This window comes from Psychrobacillus glaciei, assembly GCF_008973485.1.
In the GTDB taxonomy this organism is placed as follows: domain Bacteria; phylum Bacillota; class Bacilli; order Bacillales_A; family Planococcaceae; genus Psychrobacillus; species Psychrobacillus glaciei.
Genome location: NZ_CP031223.1, coordinates 2,588,452 through 2,614,116, shown reverse-complemented (window position 1 = coordinate 2,614,116; position 25,665 = coordinate 2,588,452). Strand labels below are relative to the sequence as shown.

25 protein-coding genes and 1 other annotated feature are annotated in these 25,665 nt (G+C 36.3%); of the genes, 24 read left to right on the top strand and 1 reads right to left on the bottom strand.

Annotated elements, in window-relative coordinates; translation table 11 throughout:
• Positions 1 to 41 precede the first annotated feature (41 nt).
• The 17 genes from PB01_RS12250 (at position 42) to PB01_RS12170 (ending at position 14,191) form a co-directional block, all read left to right on the top strand.
• Positions 42 to 584: a hypothetical protein gene (locus tag PB01_RS12250; protein ID WP_151700464.1), complete on the top strand. Its 543-nt coding sequence runs from the start codon at positions 42 to 44 to the stop codon at positions 582 to 584.
• A gap of 25 nt (positions 585 to 609) precedes the next feature.
• Positions 610 to 1,173, top strand: coding sequence for a site-2 protease family protein (locus tag PB01_RS12245; protein ID WP_192797352.1), 564 nt, complete (start codon positions 610 to 612; stop codon positions 1,171 to 1,173).
• A 51-nt stretch (positions 1,174 to 1,224) separates the two neighbouring features.
• Positions 1,225 to 1,304, top strand: a sequence feature (ribosomal protein L21 leader region).
• A 12-nt stretch (positions 1,305 to 1,316) separates the two neighbouring features.
• Positions 1,317 to 1,625 (top strand): 50S ribosomal protein L21, encoded by a 309-nt coding sequence (rplU, locus tag PB01_RS12240; protein ID WP_151700462.1) that lies wholly within the window; start codon positions 1,317 to 1,319, stop codon positions 1,623 to 1,625.
• A 1-nt stretch (position 1,626) separates the two neighbouring features.
• Positions 1,627 to 1,962, top strand: coding sequence for a ribosomal-processing cysteine protease Prp (locus PB01_RS12235; protein ID WP_151700461.1), 336 nt, complete (start codon positions 1,627 to 1,629; stop codon positions 1,960 to 1,962).
• Between the two features lie 12 nt (positions 1,963 to 1,974).
• Positions 1,975 to 2,265 (top strand): 50S ribosomal protein L27, encoded by a 291-nt coding sequence (gene rpmA / locus PB01_RS12230; protein ID WP_090564003.1) that lies wholly within the window; start codon positions 1,975 to 1,977, stop codon positions 2,263 to 2,265.
• 201 nt (positions 2,266 to 2,466) lie between these two features.
• Positions 2,467 to 3,000: a Spo0B domain-containing protein gene (locus tag PB01_RS12225; RefSeq protein ID WP_151700460.1), complete on the top strand. Its 534-nt coding sequence runs from the start codon at positions 2,467 to 2,469 to the stop codon at positions 2,998 to 3,000.
• 5 nt (positions 3,001 to 3,005) lie between these two features.
• On the top strand, positions 3,006 to 4,295 hold the full coding sequence (gene obgE / locus PB01_RS12220; protein ID WP_151700459.1) for a GTPase ObgE: 1,290 nt from the start codon (positions 3,006 to 3,008) through the stop codon (positions 4,293 to 4,295).
• A gap of 17 nt (positions 4,296 to 4,312) precedes the next feature.
• Positions 4,313 to 4,768, top strand: coding sequence for an ACT domain-containing protein (locus PB01_RS12215; protein WP_151700458.1), 456 nt, complete (start codon positions 4,313 to 4,315; stop codon positions 4,766 to 4,768).
• Between the two features lie 12 nt (positions 4,769 to 4,780).
• Positions 4,781 to 5,638, top strand: a complete 858-nt coding sequence (gene pheA, locus PB01_RS12210) for a prephenate dehydratase (protein ID WP_151700457.1) — start codon at positions 4,781 to 4,783, stop codon at positions 5,636 to 5,638.
• Positions 5,639 to 6,601: 963 nt separating this feature from the next.
• Positions 6,602 to 7,543, top strand: a complete 942-nt coding sequence (gene safA / locus PB01_RS21790) for a SafA/ExsA family spore coat assembly protein (protein ID WP_192797351.1) — start codon at positions 6,602 to 6,604, stop codon at positions 7,541 to 7,543.
• Between the two features lie 3 nt (positions 7,544 to 7,546).
• A complete protein-coding gene (locus tag PB01_RS12200; RefSeq protein WP_151700456.1) occupies positions 7,547 to 8,395 on the top strand; it encodes a phosphotransferase in 849 nt (282 codons plus the stop codon).
• 642 nt (positions 8,396 to 9,037) lie between these two features.
• Entirely contained in the window at positions 9,038 to 9,658 is a 621-nt protein-coding gene (ruvA, locus tag PB01_RS12195; protein WP_151700455.1) for a Holliday junction branch migration protein RuvA, read from the top strand.
• A gap of 310 nt (positions 9,659 to 9,968) precedes the next feature.
• Positions 9,969 to 10,982: a Holliday junction branch migration DNA helicase RuvB gene (ruvB, locus tag PB01_RS12190; protein WP_151700454.1), complete on the top strand. Its 1,014-nt coding sequence runs from the start codon at positions 9,969 to 9,971 to the stop codon at positions 10,980 to 10,982.
• A 14-nt stretch (positions 10,983 to 10,996) separates the two neighbouring features.
• Complete coding sequence (gene queA, locus PB01_RS12185; RefSeq protein WP_151700453.1) at positions 10,997 to 12,037, top strand: tRNA preQ1(34) S-adenosylmethionine ribosyltransferase-isomerase QueA; 1,041 nt, start codon at positions 10,997 to 10,999, stop codon at positions 12,035 to 12,037.
• Positions 12,038 to 13,177 carry a tRNA guanosine(34) transglycosylase Tgt gene (tgt, locus tag PB01_RS12180; protein ID WP_151700452.1) on the top strand — a complete coding sequence of 380 codons (1,140 nt, stop codon included), beginning with the start codon at positions 12,038 to 12,040 and terminating at the stop codon, positions 13,175 to 13,177.
• A gap of 43 nt (positions 13,178 to 13,220) precedes the next feature.
• Positions 13,221 to 13,481: a preprotein translocase subunit YajC gene (gene yajC, locus PB01_RS12175; protein WP_151700451.1), complete on the top strand. Its 261-nt coding sequence runs from the start codon at positions 13,221 to 13,223 to the stop codon at positions 13,479 to 13,481.
• A 71-nt stretch (positions 13,482 to 13,552) separates the two neighbouring features.
• Entirely contained in the window at positions 13,553 to 14,191 is a 639-nt protein-coding gene (locus tag PB01_RS12170; protein WP_151700450.1) for a DUF421 domain-containing protein, read from the top strand.
• Here the strand turns inward: PB01_RS12170 and PB01_RS12165 are convergent.
• The gene (locus PB01_RS12165) at positions 14,175 to 15,701 is read right to left on the bottom strand and encodes a putative polysaccharide biosynthesis protein (protein ID WP_151700449.1); all 1,527 of its coding nucleotides are present in this window, start codon (positions 15,699 to 15,701) and stop codon (positions 14,175 to 14,177) included. The two genes, PB01_RS12170 and PB01_RS12165, sit on opposite strands and share 17 nt — an antisense overlap.
• A 92-nt stretch (positions 15,702 to 15,793) precedes the next feature.
• On the opposite strand from PB01_RS12165, the gene PB01_RS12160 reads away from it, so the two are divergent.
• From PB01_RS12160 to dtd, 7 genes are all read left to right on the top strand, one after another.
• The gene (locus tag PB01_RS12160) at positions 15,794 to 16,108 is read left to right on the top strand and encodes a post-transcriptional regulator (RefSeq protein ID WP_151700448.1); all 315 of its coding nucleotides are present in this window, start codon (positions 15,794 to 15,796) and stop codon (positions 16,106 to 16,108) included.
• Positions 16,109 to 16,340: 232 nt separating this feature from the next.
• On the top strand, positions 16,341 to 18,614 hold the full coding sequence (gene secDF / locus PB01_RS12155; RefSeq protein ID WP_151700447.1) for a protein translocase subunit SecDF: 2,274 nt from the start codon (positions 16,341 to 16,343) through the stop codon (positions 18,612 to 18,614).
• 99 nt (positions 18,615 to 18,713) lie between these two features.
• Positions 18,714 to 19,064 carry a LapA family protein gene (locus PB01_RS12150; RefSeq protein ID WP_151700446.1) on the top strand — a complete coding sequence of 117 codons (351 nt, stop codon included), beginning with the start codon at positions 18,714 to 18,716 and terminating at the stop codon, positions 19,062 to 19,064.
• Between the two features lie 91 nt (positions 19,065 to 19,155).
• Positions 19,156 to 21,510 (top strand): single-stranded-DNA-specific exonuclease RecJ, encoded by a 2,355-nt coding sequence (gene recJ, locus PB01_RS12145; protein ID WP_151700445.1) that lies wholly within the window; start codon positions 19,156 to 19,158, stop codon positions 21,508 to 21,510.
• A complete protein-coding gene (locus PB01_RS12140; protein WP_151700444.1) occupies positions 21,501 to 22,013 on the top strand; it encodes an adenine phosphoribosyltransferase in 513 nt (170 codons plus the stop codon). Before recJ ends, PB01_RS12140 begins: the two co-directional genes overlap by 10 nt.
• 165 nt (positions 22,014 to 22,178) lie before the next feature.
• On the top strand, positions 22,179 to 24,371 hold the full coding sequence (locus PB01_RS12135) for a RelA/SpoT family protein (RefSeq protein WP_151700443.1): 2,193 nt from the start codon (positions 22,179 to 22,181) through the stop codon (positions 24,369 to 24,371).
• Positions 24,372 to 24,386: 15 nt separating this feature from the next.
• Entirely contained in the window at positions 24,387 to 24,824 is a 438-nt protein-coding gene (gene dtd, locus PB01_RS12130; protein WP_151700442.1) for a D-aminoacyl-tRNA deacylase, read from the top strand.
• Positions 24,825 to 25,665 lie beyond the last annotated feature (841 nt).

Here is a 25,665-nt window from a genome sequence, read left to right as displayed (position 1 = left end):
TTGCCTCCTATTTCATACATATATCTAGTAGGGGGAATGTTATGCTTTCGAAAAAAAAATGGATGTTTGCATTTGTAATTGTAATGTTATTTTTCATGTTGAATAAATTTGAAAATAATGATGTATTATCGACTAGTTACGCCACATCTCTTTTGGAACCTCAAAAACCAAGTGCCATTTATAAGAGAGTAGTCCAGTGGATAAAACCGGATGAACTTATTAGTGTAAGTGCACCTATTGCAACTCCTCCTTTGATCGAGTACAAATCGATTCAGCCTTTGTCGGAGGGAGCTATTTTATCGATTAATAATTCGCAAGATCTTTATGCTTCTGAAAATGGCTTTATCATATTTACTGGATATACTAAAAAGACAGGTAAGACTCTTTCGATCTTATATGATACTGGGGAAACTGTGACGTTTGGATTTGTAAAGGAGTTTCATCAATTACCATATACAACAATTAATGCAGGAGATATATTTGCATCTGCGGACAATGAGCTACTGTATATTAAAGTAGTAAAAGATGGGAAGAATTTGGATACAAATGAACTTATTGAGTGGCTATCAGTAACAAATGAATAAAAGGGTTTTTAAAGTGCATCCCATTATGATTCCGTTTTTTCTTTTCTTCTACTTGTCTGGAGAAATTGCTGTATACTCTATCTTATTTGGTTCTCTATTATTTCATGAACTAGGTCACTTATTTGCAGCAAAACTTATTGGGGTAAAAGTGAACTCCTGCACGATTTTACCATATGGCGGTGAAATTAAAATGGAGCAGTTTTCCAAAAAAACGAAAACAGATCAACTTTTAGTAATATTATTTGGGCCTTTATTTACGTTTCTATTATTGGTCTTTTTCAGTTTATTTGACCTTCCACAGAAAAATATCATGGTCGTGACCCAGTTAATAATTTTTTGCTTTAATTTACTTCCTGTTTATCCGCTAGACGGTGGACGAGCTTTATTGCTTTTTATACCAGATAAATATGTAGAAGTGATTGGTTTTTCTCTCTTTTTTAGTTTATTCATCTTCTACGTGAGTTTATATTATTTTCCTAAAGCGCTTTCTGTTACAATTGTTTTTTTATTTTTAGCGCTGCAAAATTATTCGTATTGGAGATTTCGGAAGTACAAGCTAGCATTCGACTATGTAACGAAAAATACTTGACTAGCTATTGTGTACGTGGTAATATTTTAATGTTAATGTTTGTAGCAGCACCCGTTGTTACAACCGCTCTGAAAAGGTTAAAGTATTCGAGCAATCGAATCACCTTTTGTAAGGCGAGTCTTAGTCTAAGAGGAGGTGCAAGTATGTACGCAATTATTGAAACTGGTGGTAAACAAATCAAAGTTGAACAAGGGCAAGAAATCTACATTGAAAAATTAGATGCTAATGCTGATGAAGTTGTAACTTTCGACAAAGTATTATTCGTAGGTGGAGATGATGTTAAAGTTGGTGCTCCATTCGTGGAAGGTGCTACAGTTACAGCGAAAGTTGTAAAAAATGGCAAAGCTAAAAAAATCATCGTTTTCAAATACAAAGCGAAAAAGAACTACCATAAAAAACAAGGTCATCGTCAACCATACACAAAATTAGTAGTAGAATCTATTAGTTTATAAGATGATTAAAGTGACTGTAACAAAAGATCAATCAGGTCTAATTCATTCATTTGAAATGAAAGGACATGCCGATTTTGCGGAACATGGAAAAGATTTAGTATGTGCAGGTGCTTCTGCTGTATCATTTGGTGCAGTTAATGCCATTATTGCACTTACAGAAATCACTCCTATTATAAAGCAAAAAGGTGACGGAGGCTATTTATACGTCGAAGTGCCAGGTATATCAAATCCAGAAAAAGCTGCTCACATGCAGTTAATTTTAGAAGCGATGATTGTTTCTTTACAAACGATTGAGCAAGATTATGGGAAGTATATAAAAATAACCTTCAAACAGTAGGAGGTGGAACATATGTTAAAATTAAATCTTCAGTTTTTCGCATCCAAAAAGGGAGTAGGTTCGACTCGTAATGGTCGTGACTCTCAATCAAAACGTCTTGGCGCTAAACGTGCTGATGGACAATTTGTATCAGGCGGATCTATTTTATATCGCCAACGCGGTACTAAAATTCATCCGGGTGAAAACGTTGGACGTGGTGGAGATGACACACTTTTTGCGAAAGTTGACGGTGTAGTGCGCTTTGAGCGTTTCGGCCGCGACAAGAAAAAAGTAAGTGTATATCCTGTAGCTCAAGAAGCTTAATCAAAAAACAAAAGGACTGCATTTATGCAGTCCTTTTTCTTTTCTCAAGAAAAGTTATAAGTATACACAGCGGGTAATTTTCTACAAGAGTTTCTTATAATGACACTAGCTTCCGTACTTCTCTTATTTCACTCAAGAAAAAAAAGTCTATACCTGTTATACTTGATAAAGGACAGTTTAATACGGAGTGTGTAAACGAATATGGAGCCTAAACAAATATCAATTAATGAAGTATTGCGTCATACGATGCATGATTTTTTAAATAATCTACATTTAATCCAAATGAATATAGATATGGGTAGACACGAAGAGGCAAAAAATCTTATTCGCACTTACTCACAAAAATGCACCCAATTTTTCGACGTGAATAATATAGGTTTGTATAATACTAATGAATGGATACAAACATTCAGTATGGCTTACAATAAAGTATCGTTAGAAGTTCAAACAACGCTCTTAAAAAGGGGTGCAGAACGATACGATTCACCTTTACAAGAGTATTTGAAACGATTTATCGATACAATGTATCCTTTGCTGAAAGGATATCAAGAACAGATATTAAGCGTTCATCTATATTCTCATGATGTATTAGAAGTACAGGTAGAGTTAGTTGGAGAATGGACTTCATATACCTGGATCGATGAGTCTTTTACAGACTTATTTCGTGTGGAAAAAGAAATGAACACAGAATCCCGAATTAAATTTAAGTTAATTGCAACTGAGAGATTGGAGTGAAATAAATGTTTGTTGATCACGTAAAAGTGTACGTCAAAGGTGGAGACGGCGGAGATGGTATGGTTGGATTCCGTCGTGAAAAGTATGTACCTCTAGGCGGTCCTGCAGGTGGGGACGGAGGAAATGGTGGAGATGTTATTTTCGTAGTAGATGAAGGTTTACGTACGTTAATGGATTTCCGCTATAAACGAATTTTTAAAGCAAACCGAGGGGATCATGGCGGTAGTAAGAATATGCACGGAGCAAATGCGGATGATTTATTCGTAAAAGTTCCCCCTGGTACTGTTGTAATGAATGAAGAAACTGGTCAAGTTATAGCTGACTTAGTGGAACATGGTCAAAAAGCAGCAATTGCTAGAGGTGGACGCGGTGGTAGAGGGAATTCTCGTTTTGCGACTCCTGCCAATCCCGCACCAGAGCTTTCTGAGAAAGGTGAACCTGGGTTCGAGTTAAATGTTACGTTAGAACTTAAAGTTTTAGCTGATGTTGGTTTGGTTGGATTCCCAAGTGTAGGGAAATCGACTTTATTATCCGTTGTATCGTCTGCGAAACCAAAGATCGCGCCGTATCATTTCACAACCATAGTTCCAAATTTAGGAATGGTCGAAACGGAAGATCATCGAAGTTTTGCGATGGCAGACTTACCAGGATTGATCGAAGGTGCACATGAGGGGATAGGCCTAGGTCATCAATTCTTGCGTCATATTGAGCGTACACGAGTTATTGTGCATATGATTGATATGTCAGGACTCGAAGGACGAGAACCTTATGAAGACTACTTGACGATTAATGATGAACTAAAACAATATAATTTACGTTTAACAGAAAGACCTCAACTTATAGTTGCGAATAAAATGGACATGCCTGAATCAGAAGAAAACTTAAAAATATTCCGCGAAAAAATTGGATCGGATGTGAAAATCTTCTCGATTTCTGCTATTTCTCGACAAGGAGTACAAGATTTACTTTTCGCTATTGCCGACTTGTTAGAAGATGCTCCCGAATACCCATTAGAAGATTTAGCGGAAGAGGAAACAGAAACCTCTGTTATGTACAAACATGAAGCGAAAAAAGACGATTTCACGATTTCAAGAGATGATGATGGATCATTTATTTTAGCTGGTGGAACAGTGGAACGCTTATTTAAAATGACTGACTTCAGCCGCGAAGACTCAATTCGTAGATTCTCTAGACAGTTGAGAGGGATGGGAATCGATGAAGCACTTCGTTTACGTGGTGCTAAGGATGGAGATACAGTAAGACTATTAGAATTTGAGTTTGAATTTATCGAATAGGGAAATGAGGAAACCGTATGAAAGATGTGACGCATCAACGCTTTTATTTAGTAAGAGAGGATGTTCTTACCGAAGCAATGCAAAAAACTTTGGAAGCAAAGCATCTTCTCCAATCTGGAAAAGTGTCTTCCATTTGGGATGCAGTAAAAGAAGTTGATTTATCTCGAAGTGCTTTTTATAAGTATCGTGATGCGGTTTTTCCTTTCCATTCGATTGTACAGGAGAGAATATTAACGGTATTTCTCCAACTTGAGGACAGAGAAGGCGCCCTTGCTAGACTTTTGCAACTTGTTGCGGAATCTTCCATTAATATCTTGACTATACATCAAACTATTCCAATCCAAGGAAGAGCAAGCGTTACATTGTCTTTAGATGTTACGGAGATGACAAAACAACTAGATGATTTTATCAATGAATTAAAGCGACTAGACTTTGTGGAATCTGCTGAAGTAATTAGTTCTGGTGCTTTGTAAGGAGGATTACATATGGCAATACAAAAAGTGGCTTATCTTGGACCAGAAGCTTCCTTTACGCATTTAGCAACTAAAGCATTATTTCAAAATGATTTGCTTGTATCTACTCGAACGATACCTGAATGCATTGAATCAGTTGTAAACGGGAAAGTAGATATTGCTGTTGTTCCTCTGGAAAATGCCTTAGAGGGAACTGTTCCGCTAACAATTGATTACTTATTTCATGAAGTAGATTTATATGTGATTGCGGAAATACAATCTCCAATTGAGCAACATCTAATGGTTCATCCAAATAATGAAAAAAAGTGGGAAGAAATAAATACTATCTACTCTCATCCACATGCTTTAGCACAGTGTCATAAGTATTTATATTATCGTTTTGGCAAAGTTCCTCTTGAACAATCAACTTCAACAGCAGCGGCAGCTAAGTTTGTTTCCGAAAATGAACAGGACTATATTGCTGCAATTGGAAATTCATCCGCAGCTACTGAATATGGATTATCGATTGTCGAACATAATATTCATGATTTCCATTTTAATCATACACGTTTCTTTGTGCTTTCAAAAAGCAATCTTTGCATACAGAAAATTGGGCAAATTGATGAAGTTAAAACGACGGTTATGATTACTTTACCAAAAGATGATCGCTCTGGAGCGTTACATCAAGTACTTTCTGTTTTTGCATGGAGACAGCTCAATTTAAGTAAGATTGAATCCCGTCCATTAAAAACAGGATTAGGTCAATACTTTTTCGTTATTGATGTTTTAGAAGACGAGCGAACGCCAATGATGGTAGGGGCTTTGGAGGAGTTAAGAGCTTTAGGATGTGAAGTTAAATCCCTTGGTTCTTATTTTACATACAAAACCTAATAAACGCTTTTCACTGATGATGTGAAATTTATTATAGACAATAAAAGCACCTTCCTATTCAAATGGAGGTGCTTATTTATTTGGGTTATTCGAGATCCCACTTTAGAGGCTACCTTTTAGTTTTTTCCACATCTGTTGATTAACAACTTTCTTACAAAATATACTTGTTAGTAATGAGTAAAAGTCTCCATTTGCATCTGTACGTTTTCGGTTCGTTTTGGACGAAATGATCACCATCCCATTTTCTATAATCTTGTTGTGGATATTTGTCCGTCGCTTACCTAAAACGCTCAAGAGAAAAATGCTTTTTTGGAGAATGAGAGAATAGCTGCCGTTCTACCGAGTTTGCAAGTTCCTGAAGATGCAATTTCGTGAACTCTATACTTTTTACCATACGTTCCTTGCTTATTTTTGCTAAGGATTACTAGTCATATGGAGAAGCTGTGTAAAAAAGTGATACTTTCTTTCAAATCGAAATGGTGGAAACACTTTAGAGAAGGACTAAGCAGCCAAAATTGCATCTTTGGCTGCTTAGTCTATGAATAGGAAAATGTCTATTCTTTCATTCCTAAAAGCTTTGGCACTTGGTTTATTTGTACTTGCGTAGAGCGATGGACGAATGACTACCACTCGATTATCGGAAAGAATGCGAAAGGATGCGACAAAGTTGCATCCCTTCGTATTCAGAAATCTCGGTAATGGTGCAGTAATCGTTCAGTTCAAAGTAATCCAAAAGCTACAATATAGTAAGCTTCTAGTATTTTATCACCAAATCATCCAATAACTTTAGGTATTTTTGGTTAATCAACACATGTGAGTTTTTTCAATAATAATCCATTCAAACTGGCATAACTGCCTACTGTCTTTTCATAAGTTGAACAAGAAGGGACTTACATTGTTTTAAAAACATGTGACCATTTGATATGGATATACATATTTTAGAGGGAAGGAAGGAGGAAAACTGTGCACATTCATATCGTACAAAAAGGGGACACTCTTTGGAAAATATCAAGAAGCTACGATGTTTCCTTTGATGAACTAAAGAAGTTAAATGCACATCTGGCAAATCCAGAGTATATTGTGCCAGGGATGAAGATTTTTATTCCTGAAACGAAAAAAATGGAGTCTACGAGACATCCATATAGCGAGGACCGTCATGTTAAGAAACAAATGATTAAGAAGGAGGAAGTCAAGATCCAGCCACATCATGAAACAAACATGAGTCATCAACCAACTCATCCGCATCACGAAACTCATCCGCATCACGAAATTCATCACCATCACCCACATCATCCAGTTCATCCAGTTCATATATCGCATGCAGTTCACCCAATTTATAAGGCACAACCAGTTCATCCGATATACAAAGCGATGCCTGTTCAACCCGTACCAATAGCACCACCAGTTCAACAAGCACCGCCACTAGCTCCACCGATTCAACAAGCACCACCAGTTCATACTTATACTATGCCTTATCATATAATGCCTGTACCAGAAATAGAAATGACTCCTTCACCTCAAGGGTGGAGACTTATTGAATCTACATCAATTCATATAAATATTCATAATGAAGATCGTGAAAAAGAAGAAATCAAAGTAATAAATGAAGCAAATCCGGTAACTCAAATTCAACCAATGGCTCCAGTACAACCACAGCCACAGCCAATTCCACCGCCATCTGCTCCACAATATGTGAGTCCAATAATGGAAGAACCTTCTACCGAGTTTGTACCAATGTATCCGTACGAACCAATGTGTCAATGTGAACAATGCCAGTCAATGCAGTCATTCCCATACATGGAACCAGATATGCAGGAAATGCAACCTTATGGGCATTATCCATATATGCCTGTATGCTACGTACCAGTATATCCGTGTCCACCACATCCATTCCATCACTTTTAAAAAGTGAATAATTATATTAGACAAATAAAAAAGAATGTATGGAAATGGGAAAATGAAAATGGTCTTTTTTCTGTAAAAAAGTATTCAACGGTGGAACAGGCAGAAAAGATTCGTTTAATTCATCAAGAGTTACAGCAACTTGATACGGCTTTTATATTACCAGTTATGGAGTCTGCACAAGAAGACTTTATTATACAACCTTGGTTCAATGGGACACACTCAGTTGATTATGGAAGTGAAAGAGATCGAAAAGAAGTCTATTCCTTATTAAGCGAGTTACATGAAACGAATCGTTTTATCAAGTGGGAAGACTCGAACTTGTTGGGACAGTTTGATTTAATCGCTAAGTGGCAAAATCGGTTTTTAAAAATGAAAGAGATTGCTTATTTTGTAGAATTTTATATGGGTGTAGAAAAAACGAAGATGCTTATCCAATATGGTGAAATTGCATTGAATAATATACAATCGTTTAGTAACCAGGATATTACTATTTTGCATGGAGATGTAGTGCATCATAACTTTTTGTCCAATCAGAAAGCATACAAAATGATAGACTTTGATCTTGCTGTAATTGGTCCAAAGGAAGTGGAAGACATCTTGTGGGTGCATCGTGTACTTCCTGCAATTGACTATGACATTTATTTTTTGATTCATGAATTTCCATTATTAGAAAAGGTAGTATTAAAACATAAAGAAGCTTTGATGTATCCCAATGAATTATATAGGGAATGGCTATATGCATATGCGTTGCCAATAGAGAGAAAGCAAAAATTTATTGATCAACTAATTCCATATACAAATAAAGCGCTAACAGAATGGCCAAAATTATGCTATAATTTAAGTCACTTATAAGAAGATGAATTAGCGTAGGTCGCTCATTTAAAGAGCGACCTTTTTTCTTGAAGAATAAGAAATTATATAAACTTGTGAGCGAAGAACAGATTGATTTCCGCTGCAGTCGGACGCTTTCCGTGGGGTGAGCGATGAGCCATCACCGCCTGCAGCGGAAATTAACGCGAAAAGTAAATAAGACAAAATGCTAGGTCAAAATAATGAACTAGTGCTAATAAAGAGAGTTTAGAAGTAGTTGGTGGAACTTAGAAAAAATAGTTAGCATCTATTGATAAAGAAGTGCTGAGCGGACGAAATTGTATCTTCGTTCGCTTTTAAAAGAATAGGTAAGGATTTATTCTCTCATTAAACCAAACCTTATGCACCTTGCCTCTACATATTCCAAGATGGCGACGGACAAACATCCGCCACAAGATTACCAAAAAAGAGGAACTGGAAGTGATGCAGTCACTTCACGATCCAAAACTTTAATGGTAAAAGTATAGCCAGTTTTTTTGCTACGAGTTACCTCAGGATCAAATGTTTCGTCCAAAACACTCTGGAAATGGTAAAGACAAAATGCACTTAAAGGTTCCTTTCGTTTTTTTTATTGTCTATACTATTATGCTATAATAGGTCTGACGATTGTGAGGGATAAATAGCATGTATGATTACATAAAAGGTCAGGTGACCCGTGTTACACCTGAATATGTGGTAGTAGAACAACAAGGAATTGGTTATCAACTTTTTACACCAAATCCATTTGCTTTTCGAAAAAGTGAAGAAGTGATTCAAGTGTATACACATTTTCATGTTAGGGAAGACACACAGCAATTAATGGGTTTTTTAGATCTCTCGCAAAGAGAGTTATTTAGAAAGCTTATTCTTGTTTCTGGTATTGGTCCAAAAGGAGCTCTAGCAATTTTAACGAGTGGCGAACCAAATCATGTTATTCAAGCAATAGAACGTGAAGATGAATCCTTTTTAGTGAAATTTCCTGGAGTTGGGAAAAAGACTGCTCGACAAATGATTTTAGACTTAAAAGGGAAATTAAATGATTTAATAGATGTGGAACAATTCGATTTTACAAAAGACGAACCAACATTATTTGACTCAAGTCATGCAAATCATGAGTTAGAAGAGGCCATGCTTGCATTAACTGCGTTAGGTTATTCAGAACGTGAATTGACGAAAATTCGTCCATTATTAAAAGGGAATGATACTCTTCAAACAACTGATCATTTCATCAAAAAAGCACTTCAATTATTATTTTCAAGTAAGTGAGTAAGTAAGTGAATCAATTTCATAATTCAAATTTAGTGCATAAAACACGAGCAATATTAAAGTGAAAAGTATGAATATATAATATGCTCTTCATAAATCAGCATGATTTCCGCTATAGGCAGACGCTTTCCACGGGGTGAGCGATGAGCCATCACCGCCGCATTCGCGTCGTTTGCAATGTCTCATCTGTCTCACTCATCCCGTTGGAGTCGCAGCCTGTCGCTCCAATCAATAAATTAAGTATTGTTCGTGTTTTAATAATTAAATGCTATTTATGAAATTAACTCAAGTAAGTAAGGAGGTTCTAGAAATGACAGATCGTGTAATATCAAGTGAAGTTTCTAATTTTGATGAGCCATTTGAGCAATCGCTTCGTCCACAATTATTATCCCAATACATTGGGCAAGATAAGATAAAAAATAATTTAGAAATTTTCATCAAAGCTGCCAAAATGAGAAGTGAAAGTTTAGATCACTGTCTATTGTATGGACCTCCTGGACTTGGTAAAACAACACTTGCAGCTGTTATTGCAAATGAAATGAATGTCCAAATACGAATGACGAGTGGTCCTGCAATTGAGCGACCAGGAGACTTAGCTGCTATTGTTAGTTCGCTTGAACCTGGAGATGTTTTATTTATAGATGAAATTCATCGGTTAAATCGCTCGATTGAGGAAGTACTCTATCCGGCGATGGAAGACTTTTGTTTAGATATCGTTGTTGGAAAAGGCCCATCTGCTCGCAGTGTTCGATTGGACTTGCCGCCTTTTACATTAATCGGTGCCACTACAAGAGCAGGTGCATTATCAGCTCCACTCCGAGATCGTTTTGGTGTGTTATTAAGACTCGATTTTTATGATGAAGAGGCTTTAACTTCGATTGTTGTAAGAAGTGCAGAGTTATTTAATGCTTCAATCGACTATGAATCTGCTGGAGAAATTGCGAGACGTGCAAGAGGAACTCCACGTATTGCAAATCGTTTACTTAAACGTGTGAGAGATTATGCACAAGTTCGAGGGAATGGACATATTTCATTGGATATTGCCAGGGAAGCATTAGAACTTTTGCAAGTCGATCCAAGAGGTTTGGATCATATTGACCATAAACTGATAACAGCTATGATTGAACGCTTCAGAGGAGGCCCTGTTGGTTTAGACACAATAGCAGCGAGCATAGGGGAAGAATCTACAACCATTGAAGATGTGTATGAGCCTTATTTAATGCAAATTGGTTTTATCCAACGATCTCCAAGGGGAAGAATTGTTTCGTCGCTCGCTTATGAACACTTAGGATTACCATTACCAATTGAAAGAGATAACTTGTAAAGGAAGTAAGCTATATGAAAGTAGAAGATTTTGATTTTGATTTACCAGAAGAGTTAATTGCACAAACCCCGCTTCTTGACCGGACAAGCAGTAAACTGCTAATAGCGGATTATCCAAACAATTTAACTAAACATGAAACATTTTCTGCAATTCTCGGTGAATTAAATGCAGGAGACTGTCTAGTATTAAATGACACGAAGGTAATGCCAGCTCGTTTAATGGGCATAAAAGAAGAGACTGGGGCACATGTAGAAGTTCTCTTGTTAACGCAAATAGAAGGCGATCATTGGGAAACACTGGTGAAACCTGCAAAGCGTGTAAAAATAGGAACAAAAATTACATTTGGCAATGGTCTATTAACCGCAGTTTGTACAGAACTAAAAGAGCACGGCGGACGAATATTCCGAATGGAGTATAAAGGTTTGTTTTTCGAAGTGTTAGATCAGCTTGGTGAAATGCCCCTTCCACCTTATATTCACGAAAAGTTGGAAGATAAAGACCGCTACCAAACGGTTTATGCAAAAGAACAAGGGTCAGCTGCAGCACCAACTGCAGGACTTCATTTTACAAAATCACTTTTAGATGAAATTCGAGCAAAGGGTGTTAAAATAGCTTTTGTGACGCTTCATGTTGGGCTTGGCACATTCCGACCAGTTAGTGTAGATTCGATTAATGATCACGAAATGCATTCAGAATTTTATCGCGTTTCTAAAGAAACTGCACAAACGATTAATGAAGTGAAAAACGCAGGTGGAAAAATTATTGCTGTCGGAACAACATCAACAAGAACTTTGGAAACAGTTGCAACAAAATTTGAAGGAAAGATAGAAGACGACAGTGGTTGGACATCCATCTTCATATATCCAGGATATGAATTTAAATGCATTGATGGGATGATTACTAACTTTCACTTACCAAAATCTACACTAGTAATGTTAGTGAGTGCGCTTACTTCAAGAGATTTTATATTAGATGCATACAATGAAGCAATTAACATGCGTTACCGTTTTTTCAGTTTCGGTGATGCAATGTTTATTAAAGGAAGGAACTATTAAATGACTGCTATAACGTATGAATTAATCAAAAAAGATAAACAAACAGGAGCTCGTCTAGGAATTGTACACACGCCGCATGGTTCTTTTGAGACGCCTACGTTTATGCCGGTAGGTACACAAGCTACCGTGAAAACAATGGCTCCAGAAGAGATAAAAGGGATGGATGCTGGGATAATATTAAGTAACACGTATCACTTATGGTTACGTCCAGGACATGATATTATTCGAGAAGCAGGCGGATTGCATAAATTTATGAACTGGGATCGTGCCATTTTAACGGATTCTGGTGGATTTCAAGTATTCAGTTTAAGTGATATGCGCAAAATTGAAGAAGAAGGTGTTCACTTCCGCAATCATTTAAATGGCGACAAATTATTTTTAAGTCCTGAAAAATCAATGGAAATTCAAAATGCCTTGGGTTCGGATATTATGATGGCTTTTGATGAATGTCCCCCGTACCCTGCAACATTTGAATACATGAAAGCGTCTGTAGAACGGACATCTCGCTGGGCTGAACGTTGTTTAACGGCACATACAAATACAGACAAGCAAGGCCTGTTTGGAATCATTCAAGGTGGAGAATACGAAGAATTACGTCGACAATCTGCAAAAGATTTAGTATCATTGGATTTTCCGGGTTATGCAATTGGAGGTCTTTCTGTAGGAGAACCGAAAGATGTGATGAATCGTGTACTAGATTTTACGGCCCCTATGATGCCCGAAAATAAGCCTAGATACTTAATGGGAGTTGGGTCACCTGATTCTTTAATCGACGGCTCTATTCGAGGGATAGACATGTTTGACTGTGTGTTGCCTACACGTATAGCGCGTAACGGTACATTTTTCACGTCAAAAGGTCGTTTAGTTATTAAAGGAGCAGCATATGCGCGCGACTTTGGACCAATCGATGAAAAGTGTGATTGTTATACTTGTCAAAACTATTCCAGAGCATATCTTCGCCATTTATTTAAAGCTGATGAAACTTTTGGATTACGCTTAGCATCTTTCCATAATCTTCATTTCTTAATGAATTTAATGAAAAATGTGCGTCAAGCAATTCGTGAAGATCGTTTGCTTGATTTCAAAGAAGAATTTTTTGAAGAATACGGATATAATAAACCAAATGCAAAAAATTTCTGATTCTTGTATACTGTAAATAGAGAAAAAGGAGGGGATAAAATATATGGGAAGTTTAACAGGCTTATTGCCGATTGTTGCAATGTTCGCTGTGATGTGGTTTTTCATCATTCGTCCAGCACAAAAGCGACAAAAAAATACATCACGAATGCAAAATGATCTTAAACGTGGAGACCAAATTATTACAGTTGGTGGCTTACACGCGAAGGTAGATGCAGTAGATGATAAAACTATTTTTGTAGTAGTAGCAGATGGTACTCGTTTACAATTTGAACGAGTTGCAGTAGGACGAGTTATCTCGGAATAATATAAAAGAACTTACTCAATTTTTATGAGTAAGTTCTTTTTTATTGGGCAAAGTAATGTTGAGGTGATAGGATGAACGATATTCTCATCATTATTATTCGTACGTTTATACTGTATTGGCTAATTTTAGGTATCCTTCGTTTAATGGGTAAAAGAGAAGTAGGCGAACTGAGCATTTTTGACTTAGTCGTTTTTTTACTAATTACAGAAGTTGGCGCCTTTGCTTTGGATGATCCTAAAAGTAATTTTTTTCATGCAGTTTTACCTATGATTATTTTGTTAATAATTCAAATTACTGTTTCCTATCTTTCATTGAAAAATAAAAAATTCCGAGATGTAATAGAAAGCAAGCCATCCATTATTGTGAAAGATGGTATTATTAATGAAAAAGAAATGAGAAAACAACGTTATAATTTGGATGATTTACTACAACAGTTAAGAGAACAACAAATAGGATCAATTCAATCTGTTAACTATGCATTTTTAGAACCATCTGGAAATTTGTCTATCTTTAAAAAAGACAGTGAACAATTCGTTTTTCCACTTATCGTAGACGGGGATATTCAAGAAGATCATCTTCAAAGACTCGGTAAGGACAAAAAGTGGTTAAGAGAAGAATTGAAAGAACAGTTAATTGACGATGAAAAGAAAGTATTTTATTGCAGTTATGAAAATGATTCTTTATATATTCAACTTAAAACTTCTTTTTAGATGTACGTAGAATTTGTAGAATGACGTTGACTTCTTTTCTTTTAATTTGTCCGAATAAAACTAATCCAACCGTTAAATAGAGCAAGGTAAATAAACAATCCAAGATTAAAGAGTGTTCTCCAATAGAAAAGAAAAATGGCCGTGAAATAATGGTGAATAAAAATATGACATATGGAAGAGCAAAAAAGGAGAAGCCAATTTGTGCTTCTTTTTTCTGTTTTAACGAAGCAATATGTAAAAATGAAGTGATTAATACACCAAAACCAATCGCAACAATTGCTCCCTTTTCTTGAATAGATGCTTGAGAAGCAAGAAAAAATAGTAACAATAATTTACCTACTCCACCATATAGAGAGTTAAAAAATGCTGCTTTAGAATTATTTAATGCTTGTAAAATAGAGAACAATGGACTTTGGATATAATAAAAGAAAAAAATAGGTGACAAAATTTTCATATATGTTGTAGCATTTTCTACATGAAATAGGGCAGAAACAAGTTCTCCACCGTGTAAATAAAAGAGTGTAGCAGCATAACAGCCTGTTAAGGTAGAGAATTTTAAGGATAGATGAATTCTTTCTTTTAAAAGCGAATTGTTTCTTCTTGCAAAAGCATCGCTTACAGCTGGGATTAATACGACAGACAGTGCGTAAGGGATAAAAGACGGAAAGAGTAGTAATGGTACTAAAACACCCGAGATAACTCCATATAGGGTAGTTGCGGCAACACTTGTAATACCAGTTATTGCTAGAGCTTTGATGAAAATAATGGGCTCTAAAAACCATGTAAAAGATCCAAATAATTTACTACCTGACGAAGGGAGAGCAATCGATAAAAGTGGAGAAAGTGGATAAGCGTTTGAAGCTTTTCTAATAGCTTGCTTGGCTTTCCATTTTACATACTTCCATCTCAAATAAAGTAAAGACGCAATCTCTCCAAGTAAAGACATACCCATTGCATAAGCCGCTGCTTCTTTAGGGGAAGCAGAGTGAAGTAGGAGAGGTAATAAAAAAGTAATAAGTAGAATTCGTATTATTTGTTCCATTAGCTGGGAAACAGCCGTTTCTTCAATACGTGCAATTCCTTGGAAGAAACCTTTTAAGATTCCTCCAGCGGCAGCTATTGGTACTATAGCGATGGTGACATAGAGTGTCATTGTAATGGCATCATTCTTCAATAAATTTTCAGAAATAAATGGTGTGACATAAAGGAAAATAGGAGTAAATGCTAGAATAGATATAACAGTGACAATTACCGATGTTCGCATGACGGAAAAATAACTTGAAACTGCATTTCTTGTTCTTAGTTCAGCAATAATTTTGGACATTGCTATCGGTATTCCAAGCTGAATAAGGGACAAAAAGAAAATGAAAGCAGGATAAGCAGTCATATAAATGCCGTAAGCTTCTTCTCCTGTTAAACGGACAAACTGCATGCGATAAATAAAACCTAAAAATTTGGATAAAAAGATGGCGAACATTAACAAAATGGATCCTCTTAAAAAAGTAGACATTTAAACACTTCCTTCTCAAATACAGGAACATCGTTTACAATAACAATATGCTTACTAGTTGGTACATTATTCTTTAGATGAGGTGCGGTATTTTGAAAATCACTTACGAGGAAATTTATTTACATGTACTACCTGCTTTAGAAAGTAAGAAAAGTGAGTTCGAAGTCTATAGATATAAAAAGGTTTCTGAGCAAGATATATGGAATTTTTGTATTACGAAAAAGTGGAAAAAGAAAATTGTGCCAGAAGTGCCCCTTCACCATATTGTGAACGATATACTTTCTATATCTCCAGCAGAGTTTATGACGTTTGAACAAATTGAAAACTCGAAAACATCGAACTGGTTCTCAGAAATAAATCAAGAAGAACTGCAATTATTATTAAATCCAAAAAAAGAAGTTGAATGAGCAATTCGTTATTTGACACTGAGCGCATCGTGTTTCATAATAAATATATTGCGTTTTTTGTAGTTTTAGAAAATATACACATATTTATTTAGTAATTGTATAGCTTCAGGCGACATCCATTCGAAGTGAAATACCAGTCTCATGAGGTGGTTGAGAAACTTCTTCCTCGTATACTATCATTTATTTTGCTACATTCGATGACTATTGAAGCTTATTAGGAGGAAATATACATATGAAAGCTAGAGGGCGCATAGTAGCGTTTTTGTTACTCATCGTTATTTTTGCAGGGACAATCAGTCCTACTGTTGCAGGTGTCTTAAATAACATTAAACTTGGTTTAGATTTACAAGGTGGATTTGAAGTTCTTTATCAAGTTGAGCCTTTAAAAGGTAAAGAAGACCAAAAAATTACGGAAAAAGTTGTAACAGATACGGCAGCTGCTTTAGATAACCGTATTAACGCATTAGGTGTAAATGAACCTAGCATTCAAGTTGAAAGTGGAAATCGTATTCGGGTTCAACTTGCTGGAGTAGAAGATCAAAACAAAGCACGCGAACTTCTATCTACCGAAGCAAACCTTACTTTCCGTGATTCAGATGATAATATTATGCTGGATGGGAATGATTTAAAACAAGGTGGAGCAAAAGATGCTTTTAATCAACAAGGGCAACCAATTGTAACACTAAAATTAAAGGACGCTAACAAATTTGCAGAGGTTACTTCTGAATTAGCTGCAAAACCTGCTCCATATAATGTTTTAGCTATCTGGTTAGATTATCAAGATGGAGATTCATATGCGGCAGAGATTTTAAAAAAGGATCCTAAATTTATTTCTGCACCAAGAGTTTCACAAAGAATTAGCTCAGATAGTGTAGAAATTTCAGGTTCATTCACTGTAGAAGAGACAAAAAGTTTAGCAGGTATATTAAATGCAGGAGCATTACCTGTTCAGTTAAAGGAAATATATTCCACATCTGTAGGAGCGCAATTTGGATCTCAAGCATTAAGTAGTACAATATTGGCGGGTATTATAGGGGTTGCAGCGATCTTTATTTTCATGCTTTTCTACTATCGCTTACCTGGTTTAGTTGCTGTTATTTCATTAGTTGTGTATATTTTCTTAATCCTTGTAGTATTTGATTGGATTAACGGTGTGTTAACACTTCCAGGTATCGCAGCAATTGTCCTCGGAGTGGGGATGGCCGTAGATGCCAATATCCTGACCTATGAGCGGATAAGGGAAGAATTACGAGTTGGTAAATCCGTTAAAAAGGCTTTTGATACTGGAGCAAAAGAGGCATTCACAGCTATTTTTGATGCGAATATTACAACGCTTTTAGCAGCAGCAGTGCTATTCTTCTTTGGTACAAGTTCTGTAAAAGGTTTTGCAACGTTGTTAATCATTAGTATTTTAGTCGTTTTCATCACAGCAGTATGGGCTTCAAGAATATTGTTAGGGTTACTTGTAAACAGTGGATATTTTGATAATAAGCCTGGGTGGTTTGGTATTCCGAAGAAACGCATTCATCCTCCTGAAGAGGAAGTGGATACCCTTGACTTATCTACTAAGTTTGATCGTATTGACTTTGTTCATAATCGTAAAATATTTTATACTTTATCGATTGTCTTAACAATTGCAGGTATAATTCTGTTGAGTACTATTCACCTAAACTTAGGAATCGACTTCTCAAAAGGGACCCGAGTTGAACTTCAATCAACAGAGACATTAACGAAAGAGTTTGTTGCGGAAAAAATTGAAAAAATTGGCTTACCTTCTGAAGATATTGTTCTTTCTGGAGATAAAAGTAACGTAGCGGTCATTCGTTATAAACAAGACTTTACACAAGATGAAATAAAAAAATTAAAAACGGAAATGACTCAACAGTTCGGCATAGACCCAAATGTTAGTAGTGTTTCTCCTACAGTAGGTAAAGAGTTGGCGAAAAATGCAATCAAGGCACTTCTTATAGCGGCCTTAGGTATCGTTATTTACGTGGCATTCCGCTTTGAATGGAGAATGGGGTTTGCATCGATCATTTCATTAGTCCATGATGCATTCTTAATGGTATCTATTTTTAGTATTTTACGTTTAGAAGTAGATATAACATTTATCGCAGCTGTCTTAACGATTGTCGGTTACTCGATAAATGATACAATTGTTACATTTGACCGTATTCGTGAAAACTTACATCGTAGCAAAAAGATTACAACAGAAGAAGAACTTGCGACGATTGTTAATAAGTCTTTAAGACAAACACTTGGTCGTTCTGTGAATACCGTGTTAACCGTTATTTTAGTAACTGTAGCACTTCTAATATTTGGTGCAGAAGGTATTCGAAACTTCTCGATTGCTTTATTAATTGGTTTAATTGCTGGTACGTATTCTTCTATCTTTATCGCAGCTCAAATATGGTTTGATCTAAAAGTGAAAGAATTACGTAAAACTGGTGGAATTGAAGTGAAAAAAGAAGAAAAAAAATGGGGTTCTGATGAGCCTGTCGTATAATAGTTAGTTTTCCAATTTGGTTGTCAAATGGATGGAGCAGGGTATATCATGTATATATTCTGTTCCATTTTTTTATGAAAATTAGAAAGAGGTGCTGAAGTGAAATTTCAATGGTCATTATTATTTGGATTATTATTCGCTCTGATGATTGCATTATTTGCTGTTTATAACGTAGGCGCAGTTCCTGTGGATTATGTATTTGGAACAGCAGAGTGGCCGCTGATCTTGGTCATTTTAGGTTCTGCACTTTTAGGAGCGCTGCTTAGTGGTTCTGTTGCAATATATCGCTCATTTGTTCTTTCGCGTAAAGTAAAACAATTAGAGAAAGAGCTAGGAAAGAAAGAGGCATTTATCGGATCACTTCAAACTGAATTAGGTGTACAGCAAGAAAATCGTATTAGTGGTGCTGGGGATTCAGTTATTGTAAAAGACGAAAATGAGCCGATTTAAACAGAAAACCTTTTGGCAAATGTCAAAAGGTTTTTTTTCCATCAAGCTATATCACTTCTTGTAGTATAATAAAGTCTGAGGAAGTGAAAAAATGATTCAATCAAAGAAAAGATGGTCTATTTCGAGACCAGATGATAAACTCGTTTCTACTTTTGAAAAAGAACTATCTATACCTCGAGTATGCGCAAAAGTTTTAGTTTCAAGAGGCTTTCAGACAATACAGGAAGCAAATAGTTTTTTACACTTAACGGAAGAAAATATACATAATCCATTTCTACTGAATGGGATGGATCATTTAGTAGAACGTGTCCATAGAGCAATCGATCGACAAGAAAGAATTATGGTATATGGGGACTATGACGCAGACGGAATTACGAGTACTACAGTAATGATGAAAACACTTTTATCATTAGGGGCAGATGTAATTTTTAAAATTCCCAATCGATTTATTGATGGCTACGGACCGAGCGAGCGCTTATTTCAAGAGGCGTTTGACGAAGGGGTTAAACTAATAATTACTGTCGATAATGGTATTTCAGGGCTCAAACAAATTCAATTTGCAAAAAGTCTTGGGATGGACGTCATTGTCACTGACCATCATGAACCAGGGGAAGAACTTCCGGTAGCAGATATTATTATACATCCTGGACTTGAGGGTACTACTTACCCATTTCCACATTTAGCTGGAGTAGGTGTGGCATTTAAGGTAGCACATGCACTAACTGGAGAAATTCCGACAGAGTTATTTTATTTAGTTGCTATCGGTACTATTGCGGATTTAGTGTCATTGACCGATGAAAATCGTTATTTTGTTCAAAAAGGTATAAAACAAATGAAACGAGCAAATTCTTTAGCAATAGAAGCACTTGCGAATGTTAGTGGAGTGGAAATTTCAACCATAAACGAAGAGTCCATCGGATTTATGTTCGGTCCTCGTATAAATGCGGTTGGAAGACTAGGGGAAGCATCCCCAGGAGTAGAATTATTTTTAACAGACGAACAAACGCATGCATTATCGATCGCTAACATGTTGAATGAGAAGAATAAAGAACGTCAAGCAATTGTTAAACAAATTACAGATGAAGCTGTAGCAATGATTGAGAAAGAGAACATCTTAGCTGGACCAAGTGTTATTGTAGTAGGTAAAAATGATTGGAATCCAGGTGTATTAGGTATCGTAGCATCGAAACTTGTAGAAAAATATTATCGACCGGCAATTGTGTTAGGAATCGATGAAGAAAAACAGCTTGCAAAGGGCTCTGCTAGAAGTATTGAAGGATTCCATATGTATAAAGAACTTGCGAAAAATGGTGATATAATTCCTCATTTTGGTGGGCATCCCATGGCGGCAGGTATGACTTTTCCTCTAGAGAATTTAGAGGAATTTAAAAATAGATTACAAGCTCAAGCGAAAGAATGTTTGACAGATGAACAGTTAATACCTGTTGTTTTAATTGACGTGCCACTTGAAATGCATGAAATTACAACAGAAGCTATTGAATCTTTACAAAAACTTGCTCCATTTGGAATGGGCTTTGCAAAACCGGTCTATTGCATAGAAAAAGTGGAAGTTGCGTCCGTTCGGAAAATTGGTTCTGCGCAAAATCATGTGAAGATGGAGCTTAAACAAGACACAAGTGTGTTAGATGCAATTGGTTTTGGAATGGGTGAATTAGCAGATGAAATTTCACCAACAGCTAAACTTTCGTTTATAGGTGATTTACAGATTAATGAATGGAATGGCCTTAAAAAACCTCAGCTAATGATTCAAGATGTCAAAACAAATGATTGGCAGCTATTTGATATTCGGGGAATTCGTCAAGTGAATCGCTGGCTTCCAATGATTTCACTTGAAAAAAATATATTTGTTGCCTTTCATGAAGCAACTATTTCTCATTTCTCCACATTTATCAAAGAGAAGATTTGGCAGTATACGGACGTGATCGAGCAGCAAATAAAATCTGACTATGTAACATTACTAGATTTGCCTGCGGATGAAACTTTGTTGAATAAACTACTCGAATACCATGATTGGTCAAGGATATATGCGCATTTCTACGCAGAGGATTCTACTTATTTTGAAGGCATTCCATCTAGAGATCAATTCAAGTGGTATTTTTCTTTTTTAGCGAAACGCAAAACATTTGCTTTAAAGCAACATATCCATGAGCTGTCCAAACAAACTGGTTGGAGTCAAAATACAATTAATTTTATGTCAAAGGTGTTTTTTGAACTTAATTTTGTTAGAATAGACAATGGGATGTTGGTTTTGAACGATCATCTGGCTAAAACAGATTTATCTGAAGCACCAGCCTATAAACAAAGAGCGAAAAAGATAGAACTTGAACATAAGCTATTATACGCCCCGTATATGGAGCTGAAACAATGGTTTGAAGAGCGAAAAGCAGTACAAACCGTTCCTGAGGAGGAGCAAGTATGGATTTAAAGCAATATGTAACAACTGTCGAAGATTGGCCAAAACCGGGTATTAGTTTTAAGGATATTACAACAATTATGGATAACGGCGAAGCATATAAATATGCAACAGACCAAATTGTCGAGTATGCGAAAAAAGTAAATGCTGATATTATTGTAGGACCAGAAGCGCGTGGATTCATTATTGGATGTCCGGTTTCGTACGCACTTGGAGTTGGTTTTGCTCCTGTACGAAAAGAAGGCAAACTTCCTCGAGAAGTCATTCGTGCTGAATATGGTTTAGAATATGGTAAAGATGTTTTGACCATGCATAAAGACGCAGTTAAACCAGGGCAAAAGGTATTAATCGTAGATGATTTACTTGCAACTGGTGGAACAATAGAAGCAACGATTAAACTAGTGGAAGAACTAGGTGGAGTTGTAGTTGGTTGCGCTTTTTTAATCGAGTTAACATACCTTGATGGTAGAAACAAATTAGGTAACTACGATATTTGTACTTTAATGCAATACTAAATATCGAACCAGGCGGATGAGAAATGCTTGCATTCAGTCTGTGAATACACCTCCGAACTCATTTATTGATTTCAAACTAGGGTGGACTTTACAAGTCCATCTTTTTTTATATACAATATAGCTTATATACTATTCTAGAAATATAACGAAATCAGGTGATTTAGCATGGCAAAAGATCAAGTGAAGACAGCAGAAGATGTTTTCGATACACTCTCCACGTATATGAACGGAGAGCATGTTGAATTTGTCAAAAAAGCATATAATCTAGCAGAGCATGCTCATCGAGAACAATTTCGTAATTCTGGTGAACCATATATTTTACATCCAATTCAGGTAGCCGGAATTCTTGCTGATCTTCAAATGGATCCAGAAACAGTTGCTGCTGGCTTTTTACATGATGTTGTGGAAGATACGGAATATGCACGGGAAGATATCGTTCGGGAGTTTAATGAAGAAGTTGCACTATTAGTCGAAGGTGTGACAAAACTCGGCAAAATTAAATATATGTCGAAAGAAGAACAGCAAGCAGAAAATCATCGTAAAATGTTTATCGCAATGGCTCAAGATATACGCATTATATTAATTAAACTTGCGGATCGTCTACATAATATGCGTACACTAAAACATTTACCTGAAGAAAAACAACGTCGTATTTCGAATGAAACGTTAGAAATATTTGCCCCTCTAGCCCATCGATTAGGGATATCTGCAGTTAAATGGGAGTTAGAAGATACATCCCTTCGTTATTTAAATCCACAACAATATTATCGAATTGTAAATTTTATGAAGAAAAAACGTACTGAGCGTGAGTCATACTTAACAAATGTTATGAATGATATTCGGCTTCAACTAGATGAGATGGAAGTTGATGCAGATATATCAGGTAGACCAAAGCATATTTATAGTATTTATCGAAAAATGGTTGTCCAAAATAAACAGTTCAATGAAATTTATGACTTACTAGCTATGCGAATTATCGTGAATAGTATAAAAGATTGTTATGCTGTTTTAGGTGTTATTCATACGCTATGGAAACCTATGCCAGGTCGATTTAAAGACTATATTGCGATGCCGAAACAAAATTTATATCAATCTCTTCATACAACTGTAATAGGACCAAACGGAGACCCACTAGAAGTTCAAATCCGAACGGAAGAAATGCACAATATTGCAGAATTCGGAGTTGCAGCACATTGGGCATATAAAGAAGGAAAAAAAGTGGAAGTAAACAAACAAACAATTGATTCTAAACTAACCTGGTTTAGAGAAATCCTTGAATTTCAACAGGAATCATCGAATGCAGAAGAGTTTATGGAATCATTGAAATTTGATTTATTTTCCGATATGGTTTATGTGTTTACTCCTAAGGGTGATGTAATTGAACTTCCTGCTGGTTCTGTTCCAATTGATTTTGCCTATCGTGTTCACTCAGAAGTTGGTAATAAAACAATCGGTGCGAAAGTAAATGGTAAAATGGTTCCGCTTGATACCAAGCTAAAAACAGGAGACATTATAGAAGTATTAACTTCTAAACAATCATTTGGTCCAAGTCGTGACTGGGTAAAAATTGCTCAATCCTCTCAAGCGAAAAATAAAATTAAACAGTTCTTTAAAAAACAACTTCGTGACGAAAATGTGATAAAAGGTAAAGAACAAGTTGAAAAAGAAATTAAAGCACAAGAGTTTGAATTGAAAGAAGTATTGACTGCCGAAAATATTAAAAGAGTTTGTGAAAAATATGCATTTGCCGGGGAAGAGGATTTATACGCTGCAGTAGGTTTTAATGGAATTACAGCCCAACAAGTAGTAAATCGTTTAGCTGAGAAAATGCGTAAAAAACGTGATCAAGAAGAAGCGTTAGAAAAAATTACCACTGAAATGAAAGCCCCCGTTGTTACAAAGTCAACTGAGTCTGGCGTTATTGTAAAAGGGATAGAAAATTTACTTATTCGTCTTTCCAGATGTTGTAGTCCAGTACCAGGGGATGAAATAGTTGGTTTTATCACGAAAGGCAGAGGTGTATCGGTACATCGTGCAGATTGTCCGAATGTACAAAATGATGAGTCCCAATCACGAATTATAGAAGTGGAATGGGAGCAGACAGATACATCCGTGAAAAAAGATTATCAAGTGGATATCGAGGTATCTGCATTTGACCGACCTGGCTTATTAAATGAAGTGTTACAAGTTGTAAATGAATCGAAGACACATATTGCAGCTGTTACTGGAAAATCAGAAAACGATATAGCAACTATTCATTTGACGATTAAAATTACAAATATTGCTCATTTGCATAAAGTGGCCGATCGTATAAAGCAATTGCCAGATGTATATTCGGTTCAACGTATTATTAATTAAAGGGGTTTTCTTAGCATGAAGGTTCTACTTCAACGATGCAAAAATGCTTCTGTTACAGTGGATGGTAAAGTAACTGGTTCCATCGACCACGGGTATTTATTATTAGTCGGTATTACAACAACAGATACCGAAAAAGAAATAAGTTATTTAGTGGATAAAATTACTGGGTTACGTCTATTTGAAGATTCAGATGGTAAAATGAATCACTCTATTACCGAAAGTGGGGGTTCCATACTTTCCGTTTCTCAATTTACATTATACGCAGATACACGTAAAGGTAGGAGACCAAGCTTCATTGATGCTGCACGTCCAGAGGTTGCAAAGCCATTATGGGAACTTTTTAATCATCAGTTACGCGATAAAGGATTTGTTGTAGAAACTGGCGTCTTTGGCGCTATGATGGATGTTACTTTTACAAATGATGGACCTGTGACAATCATGTTAGAAGCCTAAGCGAATTGTAAATCCACCTTATCTTTACATTTCTCTGCGCGCATTGTACTAAACATTAGCTTACACTATTACAGCTAGAAAAAAGGAGCGTAAAGTGACTGGATCACTTCACGGTCCTTTTTTCTGTAATCGATTATACTTCCGTTCTAATTAATAAGAAAAACCGGGCAAAAAGATGTCCGGTACTTTTAAGAAGAGTAGCATTTGAATGACGTTGCTTTCCGCTACGGCGGACGCTTTTCGCGGGCATGGCTTCAGTCTCCTCGTCACTGCGTTCCTGCGGGGCCTTTCGTTTCTCTTTCAGTGCACTAAACATCTGCTATTCCCGCAGAAGTCGTCGCCTGCGCACCAATCAACTAGTATGTATGGGGAGAATTATAATTGCTTAGTAAGATAGATGACATGTAAATCCTATGGACATTAGTTAGAGAACTATATTTTATCCGGATGCACAAAATTTCACCAAAATTTTAAAAAGCAATAGTATTTCGTATTCAGCAACGATTACAGGATTCATGATCACTACGTTTACTTAAACTAATTCTATCCTCTTAGCGATAGCTGGGCTAAATCTTCTTGTCTGATACTACTCACTTAATGGATTAAAGTGAAAGGTGGCGACTCCAGACGGAGGCCAACAGGATGTTGGTCACGAAGGCGTTGCCACACGATGTGGCGCTCTTAGCCTTCGATCCTCGGAGACAGATTAGCCATCACAACGAACGCTTCCACCTGAAAAGGAAATCCGCGGCATTATTTAATTCTTTAAAGTACTATGAACACTGGCTTCGCAGGACGATAATCAAAATACATATTATCTCTAAAAAAAGACTGTAGGCAA